Source organism: Candidatus Binatia bacterium, from assembly GCA_029243485.1.
GTDB lineage: Bacteria > Desulfobacterota > Binatia > UBA12015 > UBA12015 > VGTG01.
The window spans coordinates 202,956-222,899 of the sequence record JAQWRY010000088.1 but is presented as its reverse complement, the minus strand read 5'-3'; the positions used below and the strand labels follow the sequence as shown (position 1 = coordinate 222,899).

Genomic DNA, 19,944 nt, shown 5'->3' with positions numbered 1-19,944 from the left:
CCGCCTAAATTCTAGGCAGCGGCGCGCTCGAGGGTGCGAAGCGCGGTCCGGGCGGTCAACCGGATCATCGGATTCTCGGCCGTGTCCGCGAGGTCGATCAGCGTGGACTGGGCAAGCTCACTGCCGGCGCCGTGGCGGGCGAGGAGTTGGATCGCCTTGCGGCGGAGCATCCCACCCTCCTGGTCGCGGGCCAACTCGGCGAGCGAGTCGATCGAGAGGTTGCCGCTGCGCTCGAGCCCGCACAGCGCCGAGGCTCGGATCTGCGAGCTGCGCTCGGTTTCGAGAACGTCCTGCAGTGCGTCGATGGCCGCCGCGCTGCGCTCCCGCACCAGCTCGGCTGTCGCGGCAAGACGGCCGCGGCCGCTCACACCAAACGCTTGCCGTCCCAGCTCGGCGACGTAGGCGGCGTGTGCGCCCCCGGTGACGACGGTGGTCTCGGCCTGGAAGCCAGCAACCGGGGAGGAGATCCAAATCTGCGAGCCGACTACGCTGTATCCGCGGTGGGCCAGGATGCGCCCCAGCGCCTCGTTCACGGTGAGCTCGAAGATCTCGACGTCGACAGCCTCGTCACCGGCGTCCGTCGTGAACCGAACCTGAAGCCCGGTCTCGGCGGCCAGAGCTGCCAAGAGGTCGCGAAGGGGGGTCTCGAAGGCAACGGCGGAGACCCGCTCGCCGTCAAAGAAGACGTCGGAGCGGGCGGCGGCGGCCGGAGTGGCCGCGGTGGCGATCGTTGCGAGGGTGGCGAGAGCCTTCGAGAGAATGTTCATGGGAACAGGGAATTGCAGGTGCGATGCCATCCCTGGCCGCCTGTCGACAATCCCCTAATCCATTGTAAACTCTATGTTTTCTAAGATGGCCTGTTCTCCCTCGATCGCGGCCGCAAAGCCTGGTTAGCGGTTTCTACCGAGCCCGGGTTAGCGTGCGAAAAGCAGGGTTTGCGGCTCGACCGGGGCCCCCACGGCGGCTCGATCGAAGAAGGCCCAGATCTCTTCGGCGGCGTTTAGATCGGCGTTCGTCGGGCCGATGATGCGAGGATACCGCATCTCCGGATGCGGGACCGTGTGCCCACCTCCGTGGACAGCGAGGAGGACGACTTCCGGCTTTTCTCCCCCGGACCAGCGATGGCGAACCACCGTAGACGAATCGTCCGTGCGAACGTCTGGCAGCTTCTCGACCGCGGGATCACCGCCGTACCCCGCGCTCTTCGCAAAAAAGCGGGTCGTCTCCATCGTCGAGTGGACCGTTCCGCGGTTCCCCCAAACACCGAAGAGCGCGACCGTTCCGCCTTCGAACGGGTTCATCGGATCCTCGGTACCGTTGATGAGGAGGACCGCCACGGGTGCACCGCTCGGCGTGCAGTCGAGATTGTCCCCGGATGGTAGGGAGGCGGCGATCGGCGCGACAGCGCGCACGAAGTCCGGCGCCTCGAGAGCCAGGCGGATCGCCATGTGGCCACCGTTCGAGACCCCGGTGGCGAAAACGCGCGATCGGTCGACGCCATCACTCTCGACCAGGCGGTCCACGATGGCCCGCAGGAACCCGACGTCGTCGACATCCAGTTCGTTCGCCTTGTAGGGCCCCTTCGCGCGACAGCCATTCCAATGAGAATCGAACCCATCGGGGTACACGGCAAGGAACCCGTTCTCCTCCGCCAAGCGATCGAACTCGTACGCCATCATCGCGCGTGCGCCCGCGCCGTCTCCCATCGAGCCGTGGAGCACGAACACCACCGCTGGGACGCCGGCTACAGTCGACGGGCGGTAGAACTCATACGTCCGCGGTCGGTCCTCCCAGGTGAGGCGCCCCTGCTCGAGCACGCCGGGAAGATCGAGTTCCGGAACGGGCGTGCTGCGCAACAACCACCACCCGGCGGCAACCAAGACCACGACGGCCAAGGCGAACCCTGCGAGAAGACGACGCACCCAGGACTTCATCAATCATCGCTCGCGACGGCCAGGCGGTGACGTCCGTTCGGCGTCCAGAAGCCCCCTTCGGCCCCGCGCACGACGATCAAGGGATCGAGGAACGAACCGCTCTCCTCGATCTTCTGCGCGAGCCTCTTTGTGTGCGTCGGCGATAGATCGCGCTGAAACGGCGTCGGCTCCACCGCGCCGTGCGGCAAGGAGGCCAGGACGATCGGGCGGCCGGAGAGTGGCTCTCTGTACGCGCCGATCGCCGTGCCTCCCGCAGCATCGATCTCACGCCTAAGCGTCGCGATCTCCGGGGCATCGAGACCCAGCTGAATCTCCGCGCCCTCGAGTCCGCGCTTCTCCTTGCGGGGCGTGAGGCGCTTTGCCGCACTTCCACGTTTCGCCCCGGGTTTCTTCTTGGTCGTCCTCTTCTTGGCCGTCTTCTTTGCCACGCCGAACCCATACTGCGGGAAGTCGCAGTCCGTCTACTCAGGCCGAGGCTGGAGGCGCGGAGGAGTCCGGCGGAACCGAGATTCGTCGAAGCTTCGCTCGTCGAGCGCATCCCGATCCGCGCGGGCGCGATCCCGAAACGGCGCGAGGTTCACGCCGCCGAATTCGGCAGGCAGGTCGTCCACCTTCTCCAGACCGATCCTCAGCATCCGCGCGGCCCCACTCCACAGCTGCTGTGTAATCTTGTGATAGCCGACCGAGATCTGGATCAGGCCCAGGAAAAGACTCCATTGGTCATCCGGCACGTCGTCGAGGGCTTCCTCGAGCTGTTCGTGGGCCTCGAAGTACCGGCCGTGGTTGAATTCGCGCGCGGCGGCGATCAGTGCGGTCCTCGGATTCATCGGTCGCGCCAGATTGCCGGGTGCCTATGGGGAGTCAACGTCGCCTTGGTGCTTCTTCGAATGACAGCGCGCGCTGCCGATCAGCGGTAACCCGAATCGTTCTTGTTGTAGATGATCCAGGTCAGGTGCCCCCTATCGGTTCCCCACCCCGCGCCCGTCGAGAATATGAGGCGCCCCTGGCCCTTGTAGGCCAGCTCGATCCGGCTCGTGTCGCTACCGTAGTAAAACGGGATGAAGGCCTTGGCGGTCACGTACGCGCCCTCATCCGTCGGCGGTCCCATCAGGTCTACGACCTGAGCGCGCGACATGCCGATCTTCAGCTTGGTGAACTTGCTGCCCGGGAACGGCTTGCCGGTGATCTCGCCCTCCCAGTCGTTGATGCCCTTCACGGTCTTCCCGCTGCCGGACTGGATCGAGGAGGAGTCGACGACTTCACCCTTGGCATTCATACCCGGCGCCGTGTCGGCCGCCGTGTCGGCCGCGGCAGACGAAGTGGACGACGTCTGACCCTGCGAGGCCGCACAGCCGGCAACGAGCGTGAGCGCTGCACACGCGCCGAACAGAGAACGAAAACGGGCCGACATGTAACTCCTCCTTCTCGGACCCACCCTGTCCGGGCGGACGGGCGACCAACGCCCGGAGCCGCGTCTATACGCTCCCCGGAGCCCAATCAAGAATGCCGGCTGTCAGTTCTTGCCGTCCACGGCTCCGGTCTCGACCAGAGTCAGGACGGCTTCGACGTGATCTGGGAGTAACGCGCGCCCTGGCTACACGCGGTTCAAGAGCGCGACACCCGCCACGACGACCGCCGCGGCCAACACCCTGCGCAACCCGAACGGTTCTCCGAGCCGCAGAGCGCCGATCAGCGCGGCCATCACGACGCTCGTCTCGCGCAACGCGGCCACGGGCGCAACGGGGCCGTTGTCGTATGCCCACAGCACCGTCGCGTAGGCCACTGCCGCGAGGACTCCACCGAGGACCGCCCGGGGTCCGCATTCCACGACGCTGCGCAAGAGCCGGCCGCGGCGACGGACGATCGTGAAGGTGACGAGCGGCAGGCATTCGAGCGCCGTGAGCCAGAGAATGAAGGAGAAGACGTTCTGCGACGTCCGCACCCCGACGGCATCGACTAGTGCGAACGCGCCGATCGAGAGGCCGCACGCCAGAGCGTAGAACACCCCCCGTCGATCGACCGCGCGCTGCGCGCTCCCCACCCCGGCGAGACTCCCGATCCCAATCGCAACGAGACCCGCCCCCCCCAACTGCAGCCACCCGAGCCGCTCTCCGACGACCGCGCCCGAGAAGACCGCCACGATCAACGGCGAAGTCCCCCGCGCGATCGGATACGCCTGCGAGAGATCGGCGAATCGGTACGCCTGGAGCAGGAGCAGAAAGTAGACGTTGTGAATCGCCACGCTCGCCGCAATGAAGGGCCAGGTCTCCGTCGAAGGCAGCGGCACCCAGGGCAACGCAAGTACACAAAGAGACGAGCCCGTCGCCATGATGACGGTCGACGTGACCAACGAATCCCCGCTGGCCTTGATGAAGGTGTTCCACGTAGCGTGGAGTACCGCGGCGATCAGAACGAGCATCGCAACTTCGATCGAGAGCCCCATGACCGCCGTCGTAGTAGCCTCCGGCGAGCGTCGAGAACAGCCGTGAGGTTTCCGGGTCCGTCAATCCGAGCCGTCTGCGCACCGGCTGTCGGTCGCCCACGCACCTCGCCCGTCGTCGAGTTGCGCGGCAACCGTCCGTCCGCAACGATTCGATCATCGCCGAAAGGATGGCCCCATGAGCAACGTGCGCTTCGAGACGCAGAACGACATCGCGATCATCACAATCGATCGCCCCGAGGTCCGCAACGCCGTCGACGGCCCGACCGCGACGGAACTCGCGGCTGCGTTCCGCCACTTCGATGAGGACGACGCACTCTCCGTGGCGATCCTCAACGGCGCGGACGGCTTCTTCTGCGCCGGAGCCGATCTGAAGGCGGTCTCCGAAGGGCGCGGTAACCAGGTGCGCGAAGAGGGAGACGGTCCAATGGGGCCCTCGCGCTTCCTCCTTTCGAAACCGGTGATCGCCGCGGTCGAGGGTTTCGCCGTCGCGGGCGGTCTCGAACTGGCAATCTGGTGCGACATGAGAGTGGCGGCGACGGATGCGACCTTCGGCGTCTACTGCCGCCGCTGGGGCGTGCCCCTCCTCGACGGCGGCACCGTCCGCCTCTCACGCATGCTCGGCCACAGCAACGCGCTCGATCTCATCCTAACCGGCCGCGGCGTCTCGGGTGACGAGGCCCAGCGCATGGGACTCGCGAATCGACTGGTCGAACCGGGGCAGGCCCTCGCGGGCGCACTCGAACTCGCAGAGCGCATCGCCGGGTTTCCCCAACGCTGCATGCGCGCCGACCGGATGTCGTCCTACCAGCAGTGGGACCTGGAACTCGAGGAAGCGCTCAAGAACGAGTACCGACTCGGGCTCGAGGTCATCCGCTCCGGCGAGACGCGCGAAGGTGCTACGCGCTTTGCGAAGGGCGCCGGCCGACACGGAAAATTCTAGCCCGCGGAAGGACCACTCCTCGCGTCGCGCCTATGGGAGCTCGTACGCGCGCACACCACCGGCACCGCCGACGCCGAATCCGGCGTAGAGCACACCGTCGACAATCGCTGGCCCCGACGCGACCTTCGCGGGCATCGGCAGCGTGGCAACCGCGGCGCCGGTCACCGTGTCGTATCCGAGTAGATCGGAAACTGCCTGGGTCCCGGTCCACACTACGCCGGCAGCAATCCCGACGTGGCCCCAACTCGCCCCGATCTCCTCGTCCTACAAGGTCGCACCATCGACCGCGCTGAACGCCATCAAATGCTCGGGCTCCGGCGAGGCCACCGGGATGGTCTCGTAAAGAGCGGCATGGAATCGGTCACCGGCGAATCCCACCGCGCCGTTGAACAAGCCGAACACGGGGGTGACGGGCTCGGGCTGGAGCGCGTTCTGCCAAAGGAGAGCGCCAGGTCGGGGTTACCTTTCTTGTTGCTCACCTCCTCCAGGGTCACGTCGGACGGCGAACACGTCGGCAGCAGCGGATCGACGTTGTACAGGCAGACGCCGATCGGGAACTCACAAGCGCCGTTTACTTCACCATCGAGATCGCAGCCGAACTCGCCGTCGAAGCAGCGCAGTTCCCGTGAAGTCTTGGGCGCGGCCGGGAAGTTGAGCCCCCAGATTCGGAGCTTCGAACTCGGCCCAGCAGTCCTTGGCAGCGTTCCCCCCGCCGGAGATCACAGCCTCCACCGGCAGAGCTACGAGCACGAGTGCAACTGCACCGATAAGAATCGAAAACCGCGTGGTCACTGACAAACCCCTGCCCTCGACCCTGAACGGGGTAGACACTTCACTGCAGGCAATCGCAGGGGCCGGACTCGTCTTCGGGCAACGGCAAAGCGGACCATACATGGTCCGCCCTATTTGAACCGTTCACACGCCCTCACGACTGATCAGAGGGCACCTCGCCTGTTCCCGCAGACCTACACCACACAGCTTGCCTACACCGGCACCCATGAGGCAATCTCCTTAATGTTCGGGCCCGAGGCGCGAGCCCCAATCGAGCGAGCCACGCCAAGGGAGCATCTGACCGTAATGCCCAAAACCAAGAACCGCATTCGCGCCGTCTTGATCGCAGGAATTGCCCTGAGCTTCCTGCTCCCGGCCTCCAGGGCCGACGCGCACGCCGTCAACTTCAACGTGAGCGGCAAGATTGCCAAGATCGACACGAAGAAGGATCCGAGCAAGCACAAGTTCGTTTTCAAATCGACGCGGGATATCCTCATCAACCCGGTGCACGATCCGGCAGTAAACGGGTCGAAGCTGCTCGTGCGCTGGACCGGCGCCAACGCCGGCCGCACCGAATTGATCGAACTCGACCCGGCTCTGTGGACCGGCCTAGGAAACCCGGCCGGCAGCAAGGGCTACAAATACACGGACAAAAATAACGTCTCGACGGCCGTGAAACGGGTCACCTACAAGCCCGGCAACAACGGTGGTTCGCTGATCATCACCGGAGGCGGCGACAAGTGGCCCTGGGAAGTCGACGGACCGGTCGACAGCGTCGAGGTCTACTTCGGCGTTTACAGCGACACGGACCCGAACGACCTCGAGTGGTACTGCAGTGACTTCGGCGGCGACGTGAAGAAGAACGAGACGGGCCTCTTCCTCTCGAAGAACGCTCCGGCCCCCGGCCTCTGCCCGACTGAGGTCTGCGGCAACGGCGTGATCGAAGGCCTAGAAGAGTGCGACGACGGCAATCTCGACGAGACCGACGGCTGCATCGCCGACTGCGAGATCAGCGATTGTGTCGGCACGTCGTACGACCACACCTGGGACGCGGTGCAGGATCAGATCTTCGCCGCGAGTGGCTGCACGCAGTTCGTCTGTCACGGCGCTACGGCGCAGGGCGGTCTCGACCTCACGCCGGCCAACGCCTACGCGAACATCGTCAGCGTCGCTTCGACGATCAGCTCGCTCTCTCGCATCGTGCCCGGCGACGCGCGCGTGAGCTTCCTCTACCATAAGCTCGCGACCGCCACGCTCGGTGAACCCGCATCGGTTCCGGGAGCGCAGATGCCGACCGGCGGATTGGCCCCGGTCGATACAAACCGCCTCGCCGGATTGCGCGAGTGGATCCGCGCGGGCGCCCCCAAAACGGGAACGGTCCTCGGCACCGAAAGCCTGTTCGATGGCTGCTTCGGCGAACCCACCCCAAACAAGATCCCACCGCTCGAACCGCCCCCCGCGGGTGAGGGCATTCAGTTCTACGCGCCCCCGTGGGTCGTGCCCGCCAACGATGAGGACGAGGTCTGTTACGCGACCCGCTACGACTTGAACGGCCAGGTCCCGTTAAACGCACAGACCCCCTGCCCACCGGAGATGGGTGGACCTCTGCGCACTTGCATTCGTATCCACGACCGACTCCTCGCACAGGACCCGCAGTCGCATCACAGCATTATCCAGGCCTACATCGGCGCCCACGATTGGACGCACCCGGGATGGGGCGCATGGTCGTGCCTCGGCGGCGTCAACGAGGGGACGTCGTGTGACCCGACTCAACTCGGCGTACCAGCCGCAGCCGGCGGTGCAGAGTGCGGCACACGCTCCGCGTGCGCCAGCGCGGTCAGTTCGACGGTCGCCTGCCTGGGGTGGGGCCCGCCAGACATGGGCTTCAGCATCAACGGTCAGGGCACCCCGAACTCACCTCGGATCGGCGGCTCGCAAGAGTCCTACCACCGGATCACCTTCCCCGACGGCGTGTTCGGCGTGGTCCCGATCCAGGGATTCACCGTGTGGAACTCCCACGGCTTCAACCTCACGCCCACCGACACGACGATCGAGCAGTACCACAACATGTGGTTCGCAGATACGACCGATGCGAATGCCATCGGGACGATCTTCGACTCGGATGACATCTTCGTGATGAGCGTGCCGCAGTTCGAGACGCGCGAGTACTGTCGCACCTACACGTTGCCAGCCGACTCGTTCCTGTTCGAATTGGACTCGCACACGCACAAGCGTGGCGTGTTGTTCCGAATCTGGGGCCCGCCGCAGACCCCCTGCTCGGGGGGCGGATGCACCGCGCCGGGTGGCGCCCCGATCTACGTGTCGACCGAATACAACGACCCCGTTCAGCTGCTCTTCGACCCGCCGGTCGATCACACCGGCGACGGCACGAACGATCGTACCTACAAGTACTGCGCGCTCTACGACAACGGCGCCACGGACATTCAGGACGTGAAGCGGCGTTCGACGTCGCCTGAGCCCCCCCTGCTGTTCGTCCCGGGCGGACCGTGTAGCGCCGGCAGCACGCGCTGCATCGGCGGCCCGAACCACAACGCCCTCTGCAGCGGCAACCACTCCGCCTGCGATTCGTCCCCGGGTGCGGGCGACGGCGACTGTGATGCCTGCCGACTGATCGGCGGCGTGACTGTCGAGGATGAGATGTTCATCCTCCTCGGCTCACACTACACTAGCTCCGCGTCGCAGGCCTTCCTGGCCTACAGCGACTCGCTGCTGGACTGATCGAGAGAAGCGAGGTCGGCGGGTCTACCGCCGGCCTCGCGCTCAGTCCGGTTCGCGATAGGGCCGTTCCGAGATCGGGGCCCGTTTCGGGATCAGTTCTCGTCGTGCTCGTGGAGTTCTGCGTGCTCGGTCGGATTCGTCGGCCGGCTATCCTGGCCTCGTCCGGCGGTGAAGCGGATCGTCGCGAGGAACTTCACGTTCGCGCACTGGTCCACCTCAGCCGTGGCGCACGCCCCACCTTCCGGAATGAAGAACCGGAACGGGCCACCCCGACTGGCCGGCAGGGCCGCGTCGCCGTCGCGGTAGGCGACCACCGCTTCGGCGAGGGCCTCGAGCGGCACACTCGCTGTGAAGTCTCCGTCCCCCGAGGAGAGCGTCGCGTGGGTCGCCGACGCCCTCGGCTGCGCGGCCTCAAGCAGAGATCCGAACCGCACCGCCCCACCCTCGCGCCCGGGGACGAGCCTCGTCAGGTCGTCCACCTGTCCCGGGAACCCGGCCAAGTCCTCGAACGCAAGTTCCAATTCACGCTCTACCTCCCCGTCTAAACGCAGATTTCCCATGGCTGCCTCCCTAGCAGTCCCCACCGACTCCGCCCGCTCGGCGCAATGACAACTCGTCAAGCCTCGCCCATGGCGACTGCCATCGCGAGAAGCCGCGTAATACCTTGACCGATCCCCTCCAAAAGCGGAACAATTGTCCGAAGAACTCTCTGTGCGGAGGCAGGGAAAATACGGATCCTGGAGGTCCCATGCATACGCGTCTCCCCCTGTCTGCTTTCGTTCTCATGCTTGCCTGTACAGTGTTGCTCTCGAGCACAACCGCACTCGCCTTCACGACCTTGTCCGGGGGCAAGGCGCTCGTGGCCAAAGAACACTTCATCCCCAAAAAGGACATCCTGAAGTTCACGTACAAGGATCCGGCCATCGGTCCTCTCGTGAACCCGACGTGTGCCGGCGCGAACGCATCGAGTCTCCAGGTCCTGACGTCAAACAGCGCACACGCATCGGTCGCCCTGCCCTGCGGCAACTGGAAGGCCGCCGGATCGGGTTACAGCTACAAAGCCGCTCTCGGCGGGCCGGGTGGCATCCGCACAATCAAGTACAAGGGCGGGATCCTGAAAGCCAAGATCCAGAGCGGCGACTACTCCCTGGATCCGGTTACCGGCCCGGTCTCCTGGGTCGAGACCCGGTTCACGGTCGGCGCCGAGCAGTACTGCGGCCGCTGGGAGACTCCGCCGAGCCTCTTCAAGAAGAACCTCGTCAACAACATCAAGATCAACGGAACGACGACAGTCTGCCAGGAAATCTGCGGCAACGCCGTGACCGAGACCGGTGAGGACTGCGACGACGGCAACGCCGTCGACGGTGACGGCTGCGACACAAACTGCACTGTCACGGCCTGCGGCAACGGCATCCAGGCCACGGGCGAAGCCTGCGACGACGGCAACCTCGTGAACGGCGACGGCTGCAGTGACGCGTGCCTGCTCGAAGTCTGCGGCGACGACATCTTGAACGCCGGCGAGGACTGTGACGACGGCGGCACCGTCAGCGGTGACTGCTGCGATGCCCTTTGCGGCTTCGAGCCGAACGGCAGCGGCTGCACAGACGACGCCAACCTCTGCACCGATGACGTTTGTGACGGCGCCGGAACCTGCACTAACGCCCCCAACACCGACCCGTGCGACGACAGCAACGGCTGCACGGTGAACGACGCTTGCTCCGGCGGCGCGTGTGGCGGCGACTTCCTGCAGCCATGGGTCAACGAGTTCGACTACGACTCGAACGACGGCTTCCCCAACACCGACCGCGACGAGTTCGTCGAGATCGCCGGCCCAGCCGGCCTCGACTTGGCGGGCTACCAGGTCGTGTCGGTCGAAGGTGCCGGCGGTGGATGCCTCACGCCGAGCTTCATCAACGCGGGCGATGCGCATTTCGTCGCGACCATCCCGGGCGGAAGCGTCCTCGCGGACGACACCGGCACCGGAATCGGCTTCTTCGTCGTCTGCTTCACCGACACGTCGACGCACGTGTCGGACTGCGACGTGACCTTGCCGGGTTCGGCCAGTGACTCGAATCTCAAGAACGGCCACTTGACCAACACCGACTCGAGCTGCCCCGACGGCTTCCTGCTCCTCGACAACCTGAACGGCTACGTGGATGCCGTGGGCTACGAGGGCATCGTGCAGAACACCGGCACGTACGGTGGCTTCTTCCACATCGATGCTCCGTACAGCGCCGAGAGGGACGAAGGCTTCCTCGAGCAGGTGTCGATCTACAAAAACTCGAGCAGCCTCTCGCGCGCATCGAGCGCGAGCGAGTGGACGGACCCGTCGGAGCTCGGCGCGCTCGTCTGCTCCGGCCAGATGGGCCTGTTCTGCCCGACGAACACCGACAGCCCGGGCACCACCAACCCGGGTCAGTCGATGACCTGCGGATCGGCGTGCATGGCCTTCCTGGACAAGCCGGCTGGCTTGCTCGACTAGGAGCCAAGAGACACATCACGTGAAGGAGGGGGACGGCCAGTGGCCGTCCCCCTTTTTCGTTGTATAGGGACAGCCCATGCCCAGAATCATCAAGCTCGGCGTAAAACGCCCCGCCACCAACCCGCTCCTCCCCGACCCCGAGCCGCGCGCGGAGAAATACACCTTCATCTCCGTCGACGATCACCTGCTCGAGCCTCCGCACACCTTCGAGGGCCGCATGCCCAAGAAGTTCGAGGCGGCGGCGCCCCGAGTCGTGGAGACCGAGGAGGGGCACGAGGTCTGGCAGTACGAGGACACCCCCTACTTCCAGGTCGGCTTCATGTGCGTTGCCGGGCGGCCGCGGGAGGACCACCGCGTCGAGCCCGCACGCTTCGACGAAGTGCGGCGGGGCTGCTGGGACATCCACGCGCGGATCAAGGACATGGATCTGAACGGCACCTGGGCGTCGGTGAACTTTCCGTCCGGCGTGACGGGCTTCGGCGGCACCTTGTTCAGCGAGTCGAAGGATCAGGATCTCGGCCTCGCCTGTACGCGCGCGTGGAACGACTGGCTCTTCGAGGAGTGGCACGGGTCGTATCCAGAGAGGATTGTGCCGCTCGGGATCACCTTCCTTTCCGACCCCGAGAAGGGCGCCGAGGAGATCCGGCGCAACGCGAAGCGCGGGTTCACCGCCGTGACCGTGCCCGAGCAGCCGCACGAGCAGGGTCTTCCCTCCTGCTTCATGGACTACTGGGAACCGATCATCCGGGCCTGCGCTGAGACCGGCACCGTGCTGAACCTCCACGTCGGCTCGTCGGGCTTTCCGAAGATGCCGGAGGGGGCGCCGATGTTGGAACTGGGCGCCACCCAGTTCGGACCGATGGCACTCGGCTCGTGCGCGGAGTGGCTGTGGAGCGGATGGCCCGCGAAGTACCCGGAGCTCAAGATCGCGATGTCCGAAGGCGGCATCGGTTGGGTCGCGACGCTCATGGACCGACTCGACAACATCATGAGCCGTTCGGGTTACGGCAAAGGGTGGCCGGATCCGAAGATCTCCCCCTCCGAGTGCCTAAGGCGGAATTTCTGGTTCTGCATGATCGAAGATCCGTCGACGGTCTGCACTCGTTACCGGATCGGGGTCGAGAACATCCTGTTCGAGAGCGACTACCCACACGGCGACGGCACCTGGCCCAACACCCAGCAGGTGATCGACGACGTGATCGGCGAGCTGCCCCTCGAAGAGATCCACGCGATCACCCACGGCAACGCAGCCAAGCTCTATCGCCACCCGCTGCCGCCCAAGATCGTTCCCTGAGCGCGCAATCTGGGCTAGCGCTGCCTGGACGGAACCCAGGCCGTCGTGCGGCCAGCGACCGTCATGTGCTCGACCGGTGTTCCGTCGGAGAGCGCCGCGTCGCTCTCCTTCCCCCAGCGGGCATGGAAGAGCCACAACTTCGGGAAGAGGTCCTTCCGCGCATCGACCGAGACCGCCTTGCGAATCACCGCACGGAGGGCTCTGTGCAGGGCCTTCACTTCATCCGGTTCGAGATCGCGGGTCTTCCTTCGGGGGTCGATCCCCGCCCGGTAGAGCACCTCGTCGGCAATCCAGTTCCCGACGCCCGCCGCGAATGCCTGATCCAGCAGGAGCCCCTTCACCACGGTCCCACCGCGGCCCGCCAGCAAACGCCGAAACTCGGCGAGAGGCGGCATGTTCGTCAGCGGATCGAACCCCAACTTCGCGAGCGGCGCCTCTCCGAGCGGGTTCTGCTGCAGACGGATGCGGCCGAGACGGCGCGCGTTCGTCATCACCAACTCGCCGCCGTCAGAGAACCAGAAGTGGACCTTCGCAAAGCGCGGCGGCCAGCTCCGATCGACGACACGCGCACTCGACTCGAGGGGGAGCGGCGTCTCTTCAGGCACGCGGAACGCTCCCGTCATCCCGAAATGAATGAGTGGCCAGGGTCGCTCGTCTAGCTCGAACCAGATCTGCTTTCCGTGTCGGCGAACGGCGGTCACGGTTCTCCCCCGTAGGACACGCGCGACCGTCCGAGGCGCCACCCCTTCGAAGACGATACGGTCCTGCGCACAACGAACCCGCTCGATGCGACGACCGAGCGCCACACGCTCGGCAACCTTGCGTCCGAACTCGACCTCCGGCAGCTCCGGCATCGTTGCGCGAAGCCGCCCGGACTCAGCCGGCGTTCGAGTCCTCGAGGGCGAGCGGAGGCAGCTTGCGAAGGCTGCGTTGAACCTGGTCGAATATCTCTTCGGAGATCGCAACGGAGTCCGGGTCGCCCGGGCCTTCGAGCTTCGCGGCCAGGTAGACCTGGGTCGTTGACAAGGAGATGGCAGCCATCAACTCCGGGTCGCCATCGTAGAAAACGCCCTCGTCGATCCCCGCCTGCATCAGCTCGGCCTGCAGCCTGTGCCCCGCCCGCCAGTCGCCGCTCGACGAAGCCTCGCCCGTTGGCAGGAGCCCCCACGACCGCGACTCGCGCATCATGATGTGGAAGAACGCGCGGTGCTCGACCAGGAATCGAACCAGCGCGTGCAGACCGCGGCGCATGCGCTCGATCGTCGAGTCGTCACCGGCCATCGCCGTGCGGAGCGCGTCGAGAAGCACCAGGCTCCGGCGCCGCGCAACCTCGGCGTAGATCTCGTCCTTGCCCGGGAAGACGGCGTAGAGCGTCTTCGGCGAGATCGCGGCCTCGACCGCGATGTCCCGCATCGTCACCTGGCCGAAGCCGCTCTTGGAGAACAGACGCTCGGCGCACTCCAGGACCAGGTCCTGGTACATCTGCGTCCGAGCCTGCTCCCGGCGAACCTTCGCCTCGGCCCGTTTCTTTATTTCTTCCCTATCCATGCGGGGAACGCCCCGATCCTATCCTGCCCCACTGGAGCTCTCAAGGGAAACAGATAGATATCTTCCGGGGCCCACAGCCCGCCCCGAACCTTCAGTACAGGCAGCGCTGCTCCAAGAAATTAGAATTTCTACATATAAATCGACGGGTAAGGGCATTGCACCATTCGCACCAATTCCGTATTCTTAGGAAACAGACGAGTTTCCAAAAGAGATCAAAGAACGTTTAGCCGGTCGTCGGCTGAAGTAAACCGGAAAATAGAGAGAGAAGTCATGAAGCAGCTGTCTGGCACGGATTCCCTTTTCGTCTCCATGGAGACGTCGGAGGTACATGCGCACGTTGGGGGCCTGATCATTCTCGACCCGACCGAGGCCAAGAGCTTCAGCTTCGACCGCGTCGCCCGGAACCTGGCGGCCCGCCTAAACCTCGCCGGCCCCGAGTTCGTCTCCCGCCTTGCCGAGGCCCCCTTGGGGCTCGCGCGCCCGTACCTGATGGAGGACGAGTCCTTCGATCTCTCCCGCCACCTGCACCGAATCGCCGTTCCCTCCCCGGGCGGAATGCGCGAGCTGGCCGACCTCTGCGGCTACCTGCACGAGCAGAAACTCGATCGACGCCGCGCTCTCTGGGAGATGTGGTTCATCGAGGGCGTCGAGCTCGACGGAGAGCCGGCCGCAGCCATCTACATGAAGACGCACCACGCGCTGATGGACGGCATGAAGGGCGCCGACCTGAGCGTCATCCTGTGCGATCTCGAGCCGGAGCCCGCAGACCCTCCGACTCCGCTTCCGACCAAGCCAACCACTGAGGAGATTCCGAGCGAGTTCTCGCGCGCGCTGGAGGGCTTCACCAACCTGGTGACTCTTCCGGGGGCCGTTGTGGGCTACGGATTCCAGGCCCTCCGACGCGGCGCCAACATGATCCCGTACGTGCTCGAACATGGCACCGAAGGACTGCCTGGTGCCGCACCGCGCCTAAGCTTCAACGCAGAGCTCGGCCCTGGCCGACGGTTCGCCTACACCTCGCTCCCGCTCGACGAAGTGAAGGCCATCAAGGGCGTCCTCGGCGTGAAACTCAACGACGTCGTGATCGGCCTTTGCGGCGCCGCGATGCGCAAGTACGCCGAACGCAACGGCGAAGAGCTCAACGCGAGCCTCGCGGTCTCGTGCCCCGTCTCGACGCGAGTGAAGGGCGACAAAGAGTCCTCGAACAAAGTCGCGCACATGGTCGTGTCCTGCGCGACCGACATCGACGATCCGGTCGAGCGCGTCCGTGCGATCCACCAAAGCGCGACGCTCGCCAAAGAGGTGACGAGCCGCCTTCGCGAGACCGCCATTCCATCGCTCGGAGAAGTGCTGCCGCCGGCGTTGATCAACCTCGGCTTTCGGACACTGAGCGGTCTCGCCGAGTACACCGGCACCCTGCCCACGAACGCAGTCGTGTCGAACGTACCCGGCCCGCCCGTTCCGCTGTACATCGCCGGCGCCCGCGTCCACCGCGTGTTCCCCATCTCGGTACTCGCCCCGACACAGGGCCTGAACTTCACCGCCGTGAGCTTCGTAGGCCGCCTCGACATCGGCGTCACCACCGACCCGGAGATGATCCCCGACGCGTGGGTGCTCGCCGAGTGCCTCGATGAGGCGTTCGCCGAGCTGCGCGACGCCGCGCTACCGACCGCCGAAGAAACGGCGCCGGTGCGAGCCTCGCACAAGCGCCCGGCCGGCCGGCTCGTCATTCCTGAGCGCAGCATCGCCGCCGCGTAATCGACGCGGCCACACGTGCCGTCGAGGGGGCCCCGTCGACAGCGCACAGCGGTACCCGGCGCCGCTAAGACTCGACTAGAACTCGACGACGCTGCGGATCGACTTGCCCTCGTGCATGAGGTCGAAGCCCTGATTGATATCCTCGAGCGGCATCTTGTGGGTGATCAGGTCGTCGATGTTGATCTTCCCGTCCATGTACCAGTCGACGATCTGCGGAACCTGAGTACGGCCCTTGGCGCCACCGAAGGCGGTGCCGCGCCACACGCGACCGGTCACGAGTTGGAAGGGCCGCGTGGAGATCTCCGCACCCGCGGGAGCCACGCCGATGATGATGCTCTCGCCCCAACCCTTGTGACAGCACTCGAGGGCCTGGCGCATCGTGTTCACGTTGCCGATGCACTCGAAGCTGTAGTCGGCCCCACCCTTCGTGAGGTCGACGAGGTACGGCGCGAGGTCGCCTTCGACTTCCTTCGGGTTAACGAAGTGCGTCATGCCGAACTTCTCGGCGAGGGGGCGCTTGGTCTCGTTCGTGTCGACGCCGATGATCATGCCGGCACCGACCATGCGCGCGCCCTGAAGGACGTTCAGTCCGATTCCGCCGAGACCAAACACCACGACGTTGTCCCCCGCCTGCACTTTGGCGGTGTTGATCACCGCGCCGATGCCCGTCGTCACCCCGCAACCGATGTAACAGACCTTGTCGAACGGGGCGTCCGGCCGGATCTTCGCGAGGGCGATCTCGGGGAGCACGGTGAAGTTCGAGAACGTCGACGTGCCCATGTAGTGGTACAGCTCGGCGCCACCGAGCGAGAACCGGCTCGTGCCGTCGGGCATGAGCCCCTGCCCCTGCGTCGTCCGGATCGCCTGACAGAGATTCGTCTTCCCCGACGTGCAGTACTCACACTGCCGGCACTCCGGCGTGTAGAGCGGGATGACGTGATCGCCCTTGGCCACACTCGTCACTCCGGCGCCGACGTCGACGACGATGCCTGCCCCCTCATGACCGAGCACGGCCGGGAAAATCCCCTCGGGATCGTCGCCGGAGAGCGTGAACGCATCGGTGTGACAAATCCCTGTCGCCTTGATCTCGACGAGAACCTCGCCGGCCTTCGGACCTTCGAGGTCCACGGTTTCAATCGAGAGTGGCTTTCCGGCCTCGGTGGCGACTGCGGCTCGTACCTTCACGTTTCCTTCTCCTGTTCGGTTTGATCGGCGGGTGGGGTCGGCTCGGGCGGGGGGCCCTCGTCTAGATATCCGAGAGCGCGGAGCTTGTCGCGCGTTCCCGGAGCCATCGTGGCTGCCTCGGTGCGGAACGAGGGTCCGGCGGCGAGCTTCTCTCCGTGTTCGTCGAGAATGGCGGCGAGCTCTTCGATCTCGATCGACCCCGGCGGAACGCCGCGGGTTTCGCCCGGGTCCGTCGCGACGTCGAATACCCACGTCACGTCGCCGGACCGAACGAGCTTGCTGTCCCGCGTGCGCACCGCCTTCGCGGCCGGGCGCCACTTCACCCCGGAAGCGTAGGCGACTCCGGGTTTCTCGATTTCTTGTCCGGCCAGAAGCGGTCCCAGATCCTCGCCCGCGAGGCCCTTGGGCACGGTGCTCCCCGCGACCCGCAAGAGGGTCGGCATGAGGTCGATCAGACTGACGACCCGCTCGACGCGCCGACCATCCGGATTCGCGCCGGGCAAACGTACGAGCAACGGCACGCGAATCTGCTCGTCGAACAGCGTGCCTCCGTGGTCCCACGCGCCATGGTCCGCGAGTTCCTCGCCATGATCGGACGTGATGACGAGAAGCGCGTCGTCCAGAACGCCACCGCGGGAAAGGCCGGTGAGGAACGCGCCGACTTGACGATCGACCGAGCGGACACCAGCGGCGTACGAACCGCGCCACGCCTCCAGCGCGAGATCGTCGCCGTGCGTCCCGCCGGCGCGCATCAGGTACGACTTCCTCCGCTGCGCTTCGGCCAGTGTCAGCGGGCGCGGCTCGCCGAGGCCCGGGCTGCCCGCGAGCGCATCGAAGTCGTCTTGCGGCGCATCGTAGGGCCCGTGCACATCCATCAAGTGGATGTAGAGGAAAAAGGGCTTGTCTTGCTCGCGCTGCGCGAGCCACGCACCGGCCTTGTCGAGCAGAACCCGCGCGGGCACCTGATTGCCCACGTCCTTCGCGTCGAACACATCGAAGCCCTGCGCGAACCCGAGACGCCGCTGGATCCACGGGTTGGCGATGAACGCCGCCGTCTCGTACCCGGCCCCGCGAAGCATCTCCGCCATCGTCACCGCGCGTTGCGGCAACGCACTCGCGCGCGGGCTCTCTCCTTCACGATCCCCGTAGCGCCCCATATGGGCAATCACGCCGTGCTGCTCCGGATGCAGAGAGGTGAAGAGCGAGGCAATGGCCGGCTTCGTCCACGGAGCCTGGCTGAACGCGCTCTCGAACACGATCGATTCGTCCGCCACCCGATCCAACTCCGGGGAGATGTCGCCCTCGAACCCATACGTGCCCAGATAGTCGGCACGAAGCGTGTCGATTAGGACCAAGACGATCGACGGCGGTCCTTCCCGGGTCGCGGGCGGACCATCGAAGTCCCGGGTGAAGACGAGCACCCCCAGCGAGACGACGACCACCGCGAGCGCTAGCCAGCGGAGCCAGCCACTCGCCGGCGCCTCGGACGTCTCGTTGCTCATCCGGCGAAGTATGACACGCCCTCCGCGGTCCAGCCACGCGGCGTGACACTCTGGCAGCAGTCTGCGAAACAAGGCGGATGAGCGCTCCCACCGAGATTCGCAGCCCCGCCGTCGGCACCATTCTCGAGATCCTCGTCGCTCCGGGCGAATCCGTGACCGAAGACCAGGAGCTCCTCGTCATCGAGTCGATGAAGGTCGAGATCCCCGTGGTCGCCCCCCGCGACGGCACGATCGCATCGATCGAGGTCGAGCTCGAAACCCAGGTGGCCGAGGACGCGCTGCTCGTCACCCTGGCGTAGACCCACCTCGCATTCCCGGGGACCGCGCGTTAGCCATCCATCCATGAAGCTCGGATTGATGGTCGGCTATTGGATGACGGGTCCCCAGAACCCTGCCCCCCTCGCAATCGAGGCCGAAAACCTCGGCTTCGACTCGGTCTGGACTGCCGAAGCCTACGGCTCCGACGCGATCACCCCGCTCACCTGGATCGCGGCGCAGACCTCCAAGATCAAGCTCGGTACGGGCATCGTCCAGATCTCGGCCCGCACCCCAGCGTGCGTCGCCATGACCGCGATGACGCTCGATCACCTCTCGGGTGGTCGACTCATGTTGGGTTTCGGCGTATCCGGCCCTCAGGTGGTCGAGGGCTGGTACGGCCAGCCGTTCCCAAAACCGCTCGGGCGTTCACGCGAGTTCATCTCGCTCTTCCGCGAGATGATGAAGCGCGAGGGGCCCCTCACGTTCGAGGGCGAGCACTACCAACTTCCGCTCAAGGGCGGCTCGGGCCTCGGCAAGCCGCTGAAGCTCATCAACAAGCCCCTGCGCAGTCACATCCCCGTCCTGCTCGGCGCCGAAGGCCCGAAGAACATCCAGATGGCGACCGAACTGTGCGACGGCTGGCTGCCGCTGTACTACTCGCCGTTCCACAAGGACGTATACGAAGAGTCGCTCACCAATGCGAGCGACGACTTCATGGTCATCCCCCCGGTTCAGGTCAACGTAAACGACGATCTCGAGCAGGCATTGCTCCCGGTCAAGTACATGCTCGCCTTCTACATCGGCGGCATGGGCGCCCGGAAGAAGAACTTCCACGCGAACCTCGTCACACGCTTCGGCTACGGCGCGGAAGTCGAGAAGATCCAGGACCTGTTCGCCGAAGGGAAGCGCGACGAAGCCGCGCAGGTCGTTCCGGACGACTTTGCCGACAGCATCTCGCTCGTCGGCTCCAAGGAGCGCATCCGCGACCGGCTCGGCGCGTGGAAGGAAAGCCGCGTGACGACGCTCCTCGTCGGCGCGACCGACGTGAACTCACTGCGCACCGTGGCGGAGATCCTTCTGTAGACTACGA

Annotated in this window: 20 protein-coding genes; 7 read left to right on the top strand and 13 right to left on the bottom strand. The window is 65.5% G+C overall.

What is annotated here, in order from left to right; all coding sequences use genetic code 11:
- Positions 1 to 11 precede the first annotated feature (11 nt).
- The 6 genes from P8R42_29435 to P8R42_29410 form a co-directional block, all read right to left on the bottom strand.
- Positions 12 to 767: a hypothetical protein gene (locus P8R42_29435; protein MDG2308723.1), complete on the bottom strand. Its 756-nt coding sequence runs from the start codon at positions 765 to 767 to the stop codon at positions 12 to 14.
- A 147-nt stretch (positions 768 to 914) separates the two neighbouring features.
- Complete coding sequence (locus P8R42_29430) at positions 915 to 1,934, bottom strand: PHB depolymerase family esterase (GenBank protein ID MDG2308722.1); 1,020 nt, start codon at positions 1,932 to 1,934, stop codon at positions 915 to 917.
- Positions 1,934 to 2,362, bottom strand: coding sequence for a hypothetical protein (locus P8R42_29425; protein ID MDG2308721.1), 429 nt, complete (start codon positions 2,360 to 2,362; stop codon positions 1,934 to 1,936). Before P8R42_29425 ends, P8R42_29430 begins: the two co-directional genes overlap by 1 nt.
- Positions 2,363 to 2,395: 33 nt before the next feature.
- Positions 2,396 to 2,761, bottom strand: a complete 366-nt coding sequence (locus tag P8R42_29420) for a DUF309 domain-containing protein (GenBank protein ID MDG2308720.1) — start codon at positions 2,759 to 2,761, stop codon at positions 2,396 to 2,398.
- An 80-nt stretch (positions 2,762 to 2,841) separates the two neighbouring features.
- Positions 2,842 to 3,345 carry a hypothetical protein gene (locus P8R42_29415; GenBank protein MDG2308719.1) on the bottom strand — a complete coding sequence of 168 codons (504 nt, stop codon included), beginning with the start codon at positions 3,343 to 3,345 and terminating at the stop codon, positions 2,842 to 2,844.
- Between the two features lie 183 nt (positions 3,346 to 3,528).
- Positions 3,529 to 4,377 (bottom strand): EamA family transporter, encoded by an 849-nt coding sequence (locus P8R42_29410; protein MDG2308718.1) that lies wholly within the window; start codon positions 4,375 to 4,377, stop codon positions 3,529 to 3,531.
- A 175-nt stretch (positions 4,378 to 4,552) separates the two neighbouring features.
- On the opposite strand from P8R42_29410, the gene P8R42_29405 reads away from it, so the two are divergent.
- Positions 4,553 to 5,317, top strand: coding sequence for a crotonase/enoyl-CoA hydratase family protein (locus P8R42_29405; GenBank protein ID MDG2308717.1), 765 nt, complete (start codon positions 4,553 to 4,555; stop codon positions 5,315 to 5,317).
- Between the two features lie 30 nt (positions 5,318 to 5,347).
- Here P8R42_29405 and P8R42_29400 read toward each other — a convergent pair whose 3' ends face one another.
- Entirely contained in the window at positions 5,348 to 5,482 is a 135-nt protein-coding gene (locus P8R42_29400; protein MDG2308716.1) for a hypothetical protein, read from the bottom strand.
- Between the two features lie 99 nt (positions 5,483 to 5,581).
- A complete protein-coding gene (locus P8R42_29395) occupies positions 5,582 to 5,719 on the bottom strand; it encodes a hypothetical protein (GenBank protein ID MDG2308715.1) in 138 nt (45 codons plus the stop codon).
- A gap of 675 nt (positions 5,720 to 6,394) precedes the next feature.
- On the opposite strand from P8R42_29395, the gene P8R42_29390 reads away from it, so the two are divergent.
- Positions 6,395 to 8,827, top strand: coding sequence for a hypothetical protein (locus tag P8R42_29390; GenBank protein ID MDG2308714.1), 2,433 nt, complete (start codon positions 6,395 to 6,397; stop codon positions 8,825 to 8,827).
- A 92-nt stretch (positions 8,828 to 8,919) separates the two neighbouring features.
- On the opposite strand, the gene P8R42_29385 is transcribed toward P8R42_29390, so the two are convergent.
- Positions 8,920 to 9,387 carry a molybdopterin-dependent oxidoreductase gene (locus P8R42_29385; GenBank protein ID MDG2308713.1) on the bottom strand — a complete coding sequence of 156 codons (468 nt, stop codon included), beginning with the start codon at positions 9,385 to 9,387 and terminating at the stop codon, positions 8,920 to 8,922.
- Positions 9,388 to 9,611: 224 nt separating this feature from the next.
- Here P8R42_29385 and P8R42_29380 point away from each other — a divergent pair, with 224 nt between their 5' ends.
- Both P8R42_29380 and P8R42_29375 read left to right on the top strand, forming a co-directional pair.
- Positions 9,612 to 11,309: a DUF4215 domain-containing protein gene (locus tag P8R42_29380; GenBank protein ID MDG2308712.1), complete on the top strand. Its 1,698-nt coding sequence runs from the start codon at positions 9,612 to 9,614 to the stop codon at positions 11,307 to 11,309.
- A gap of 76 nt (positions 11,310 to 11,385) precedes the next feature.
- Complete coding sequence (locus P8R42_29375) at positions 11,386 to 12,603, top strand: amidohydrolase family protein (GenBank protein ID MDG2308711.1); 1,218 nt, start codon at positions 11,386 to 11,388, stop codon at positions 12,601 to 12,603.
- A gap of 14 nt (positions 12,604 to 12,617) precedes the next feature.
- On the opposite strand, the gene P8R42_29370 is transcribed toward P8R42_29375, so the two are convergent.
- Complete coding sequence (locus P8R42_29370; GenBank protein MDG2308710.1) at positions 12,618 to 13,457, bottom strand: DNA-formamidopyrimidine glycosylase family protein; 840 nt, start codon at positions 13,455 to 13,457, stop codon at positions 12,618 to 12,620.
- Positions 13,458 to 13,479: 22 nt separating this feature from the next.
- On the bottom strand, positions 13,480 to 14,151 hold the full coding sequence (locus P8R42_29365) for a TetR/AcrR family transcriptional regulator (GenBank protein MDG2308709.1): 672 nt from the start codon (positions 14,149 to 14,151) through the stop codon (positions 13,480 to 13,482).
- A 270-nt stretch (positions 14,152 to 14,421) separates the two neighbouring features.
- Here P8R42_29365 and P8R42_29360 point away from each other — a divergent pair, with 270 nt between their 5' ends.
- Positions 14,422 to 15,909, top strand: a complete 1,488-nt coding sequence (locus P8R42_29360; GenBank protein ID MDG2308708.1) for a wax ester/triacylglycerol synthase family O-acyltransferase — start codon at positions 14,422 to 14,424, stop codon at positions 15,907 to 15,909.
- 75 nt (positions 15,910 to 15,984) lie between these two features.
- Here the strand turns inward: P8R42_29360 and P8R42_29355 are convergent, their stop codons facing one another.
- Positions 15,985 to 17,094 carry an S-(hydroxymethyl)glutathione dehydrogenase/class III alcohol dehydrogenase gene (locus P8R42_29355; GenBank protein MDG2308707.1) on the bottom strand — a complete coding sequence of 370 codons (1,110 nt, stop codon included), beginning with the start codon at positions 17,092 to 17,094 and terminating at the stop codon, positions 15,985 to 15,987.
- Entirely contained in the window at positions 17,091 to 18,596 is a 1,506-nt protein-coding gene (locus P8R42_29350) for a sulfatase (GenBank protein MDG2308706.1), read from the bottom strand. The genes P8R42_29355 and P8R42_29350 overlap by 4 nt, the downstream gene beginning before the upstream one ends.
- A gap of 77 nt (positions 18,597 to 18,673) precedes the next feature.
- On the opposite strand from P8R42_29350, the gene P8R42_29345 reads away from it, so the two are divergent.
- Both P8R42_29345 and P8R42_29340 read left to right on the top strand, forming a co-directional pair.
- Positions 18,674 to 18,895: an acetyl-CoA carboxylase biotin carboxyl carrier protein subunit gene (locus P8R42_29345; GenBank protein MDG2308705.1), complete on the top strand. Its 222-nt coding sequence runs from the start codon at positions 18,674 to 18,676 to the stop codon at positions 18,893 to 18,895.
- A 43-nt stretch (positions 18,896 to 18,938) separates the two neighbouring features.
- A complete protein-coding gene (locus tag P8R42_29340; protein ID MDG2308704.1) occupies positions 18,939 to 19,937 on the top strand; it encodes an LLM class F420-dependent oxidoreductase in 999 nt (332 codons plus the stop codon).
- The last annotated feature ends 7 nt before the right edge of the window (positions 19,938 to 19,944 follow it).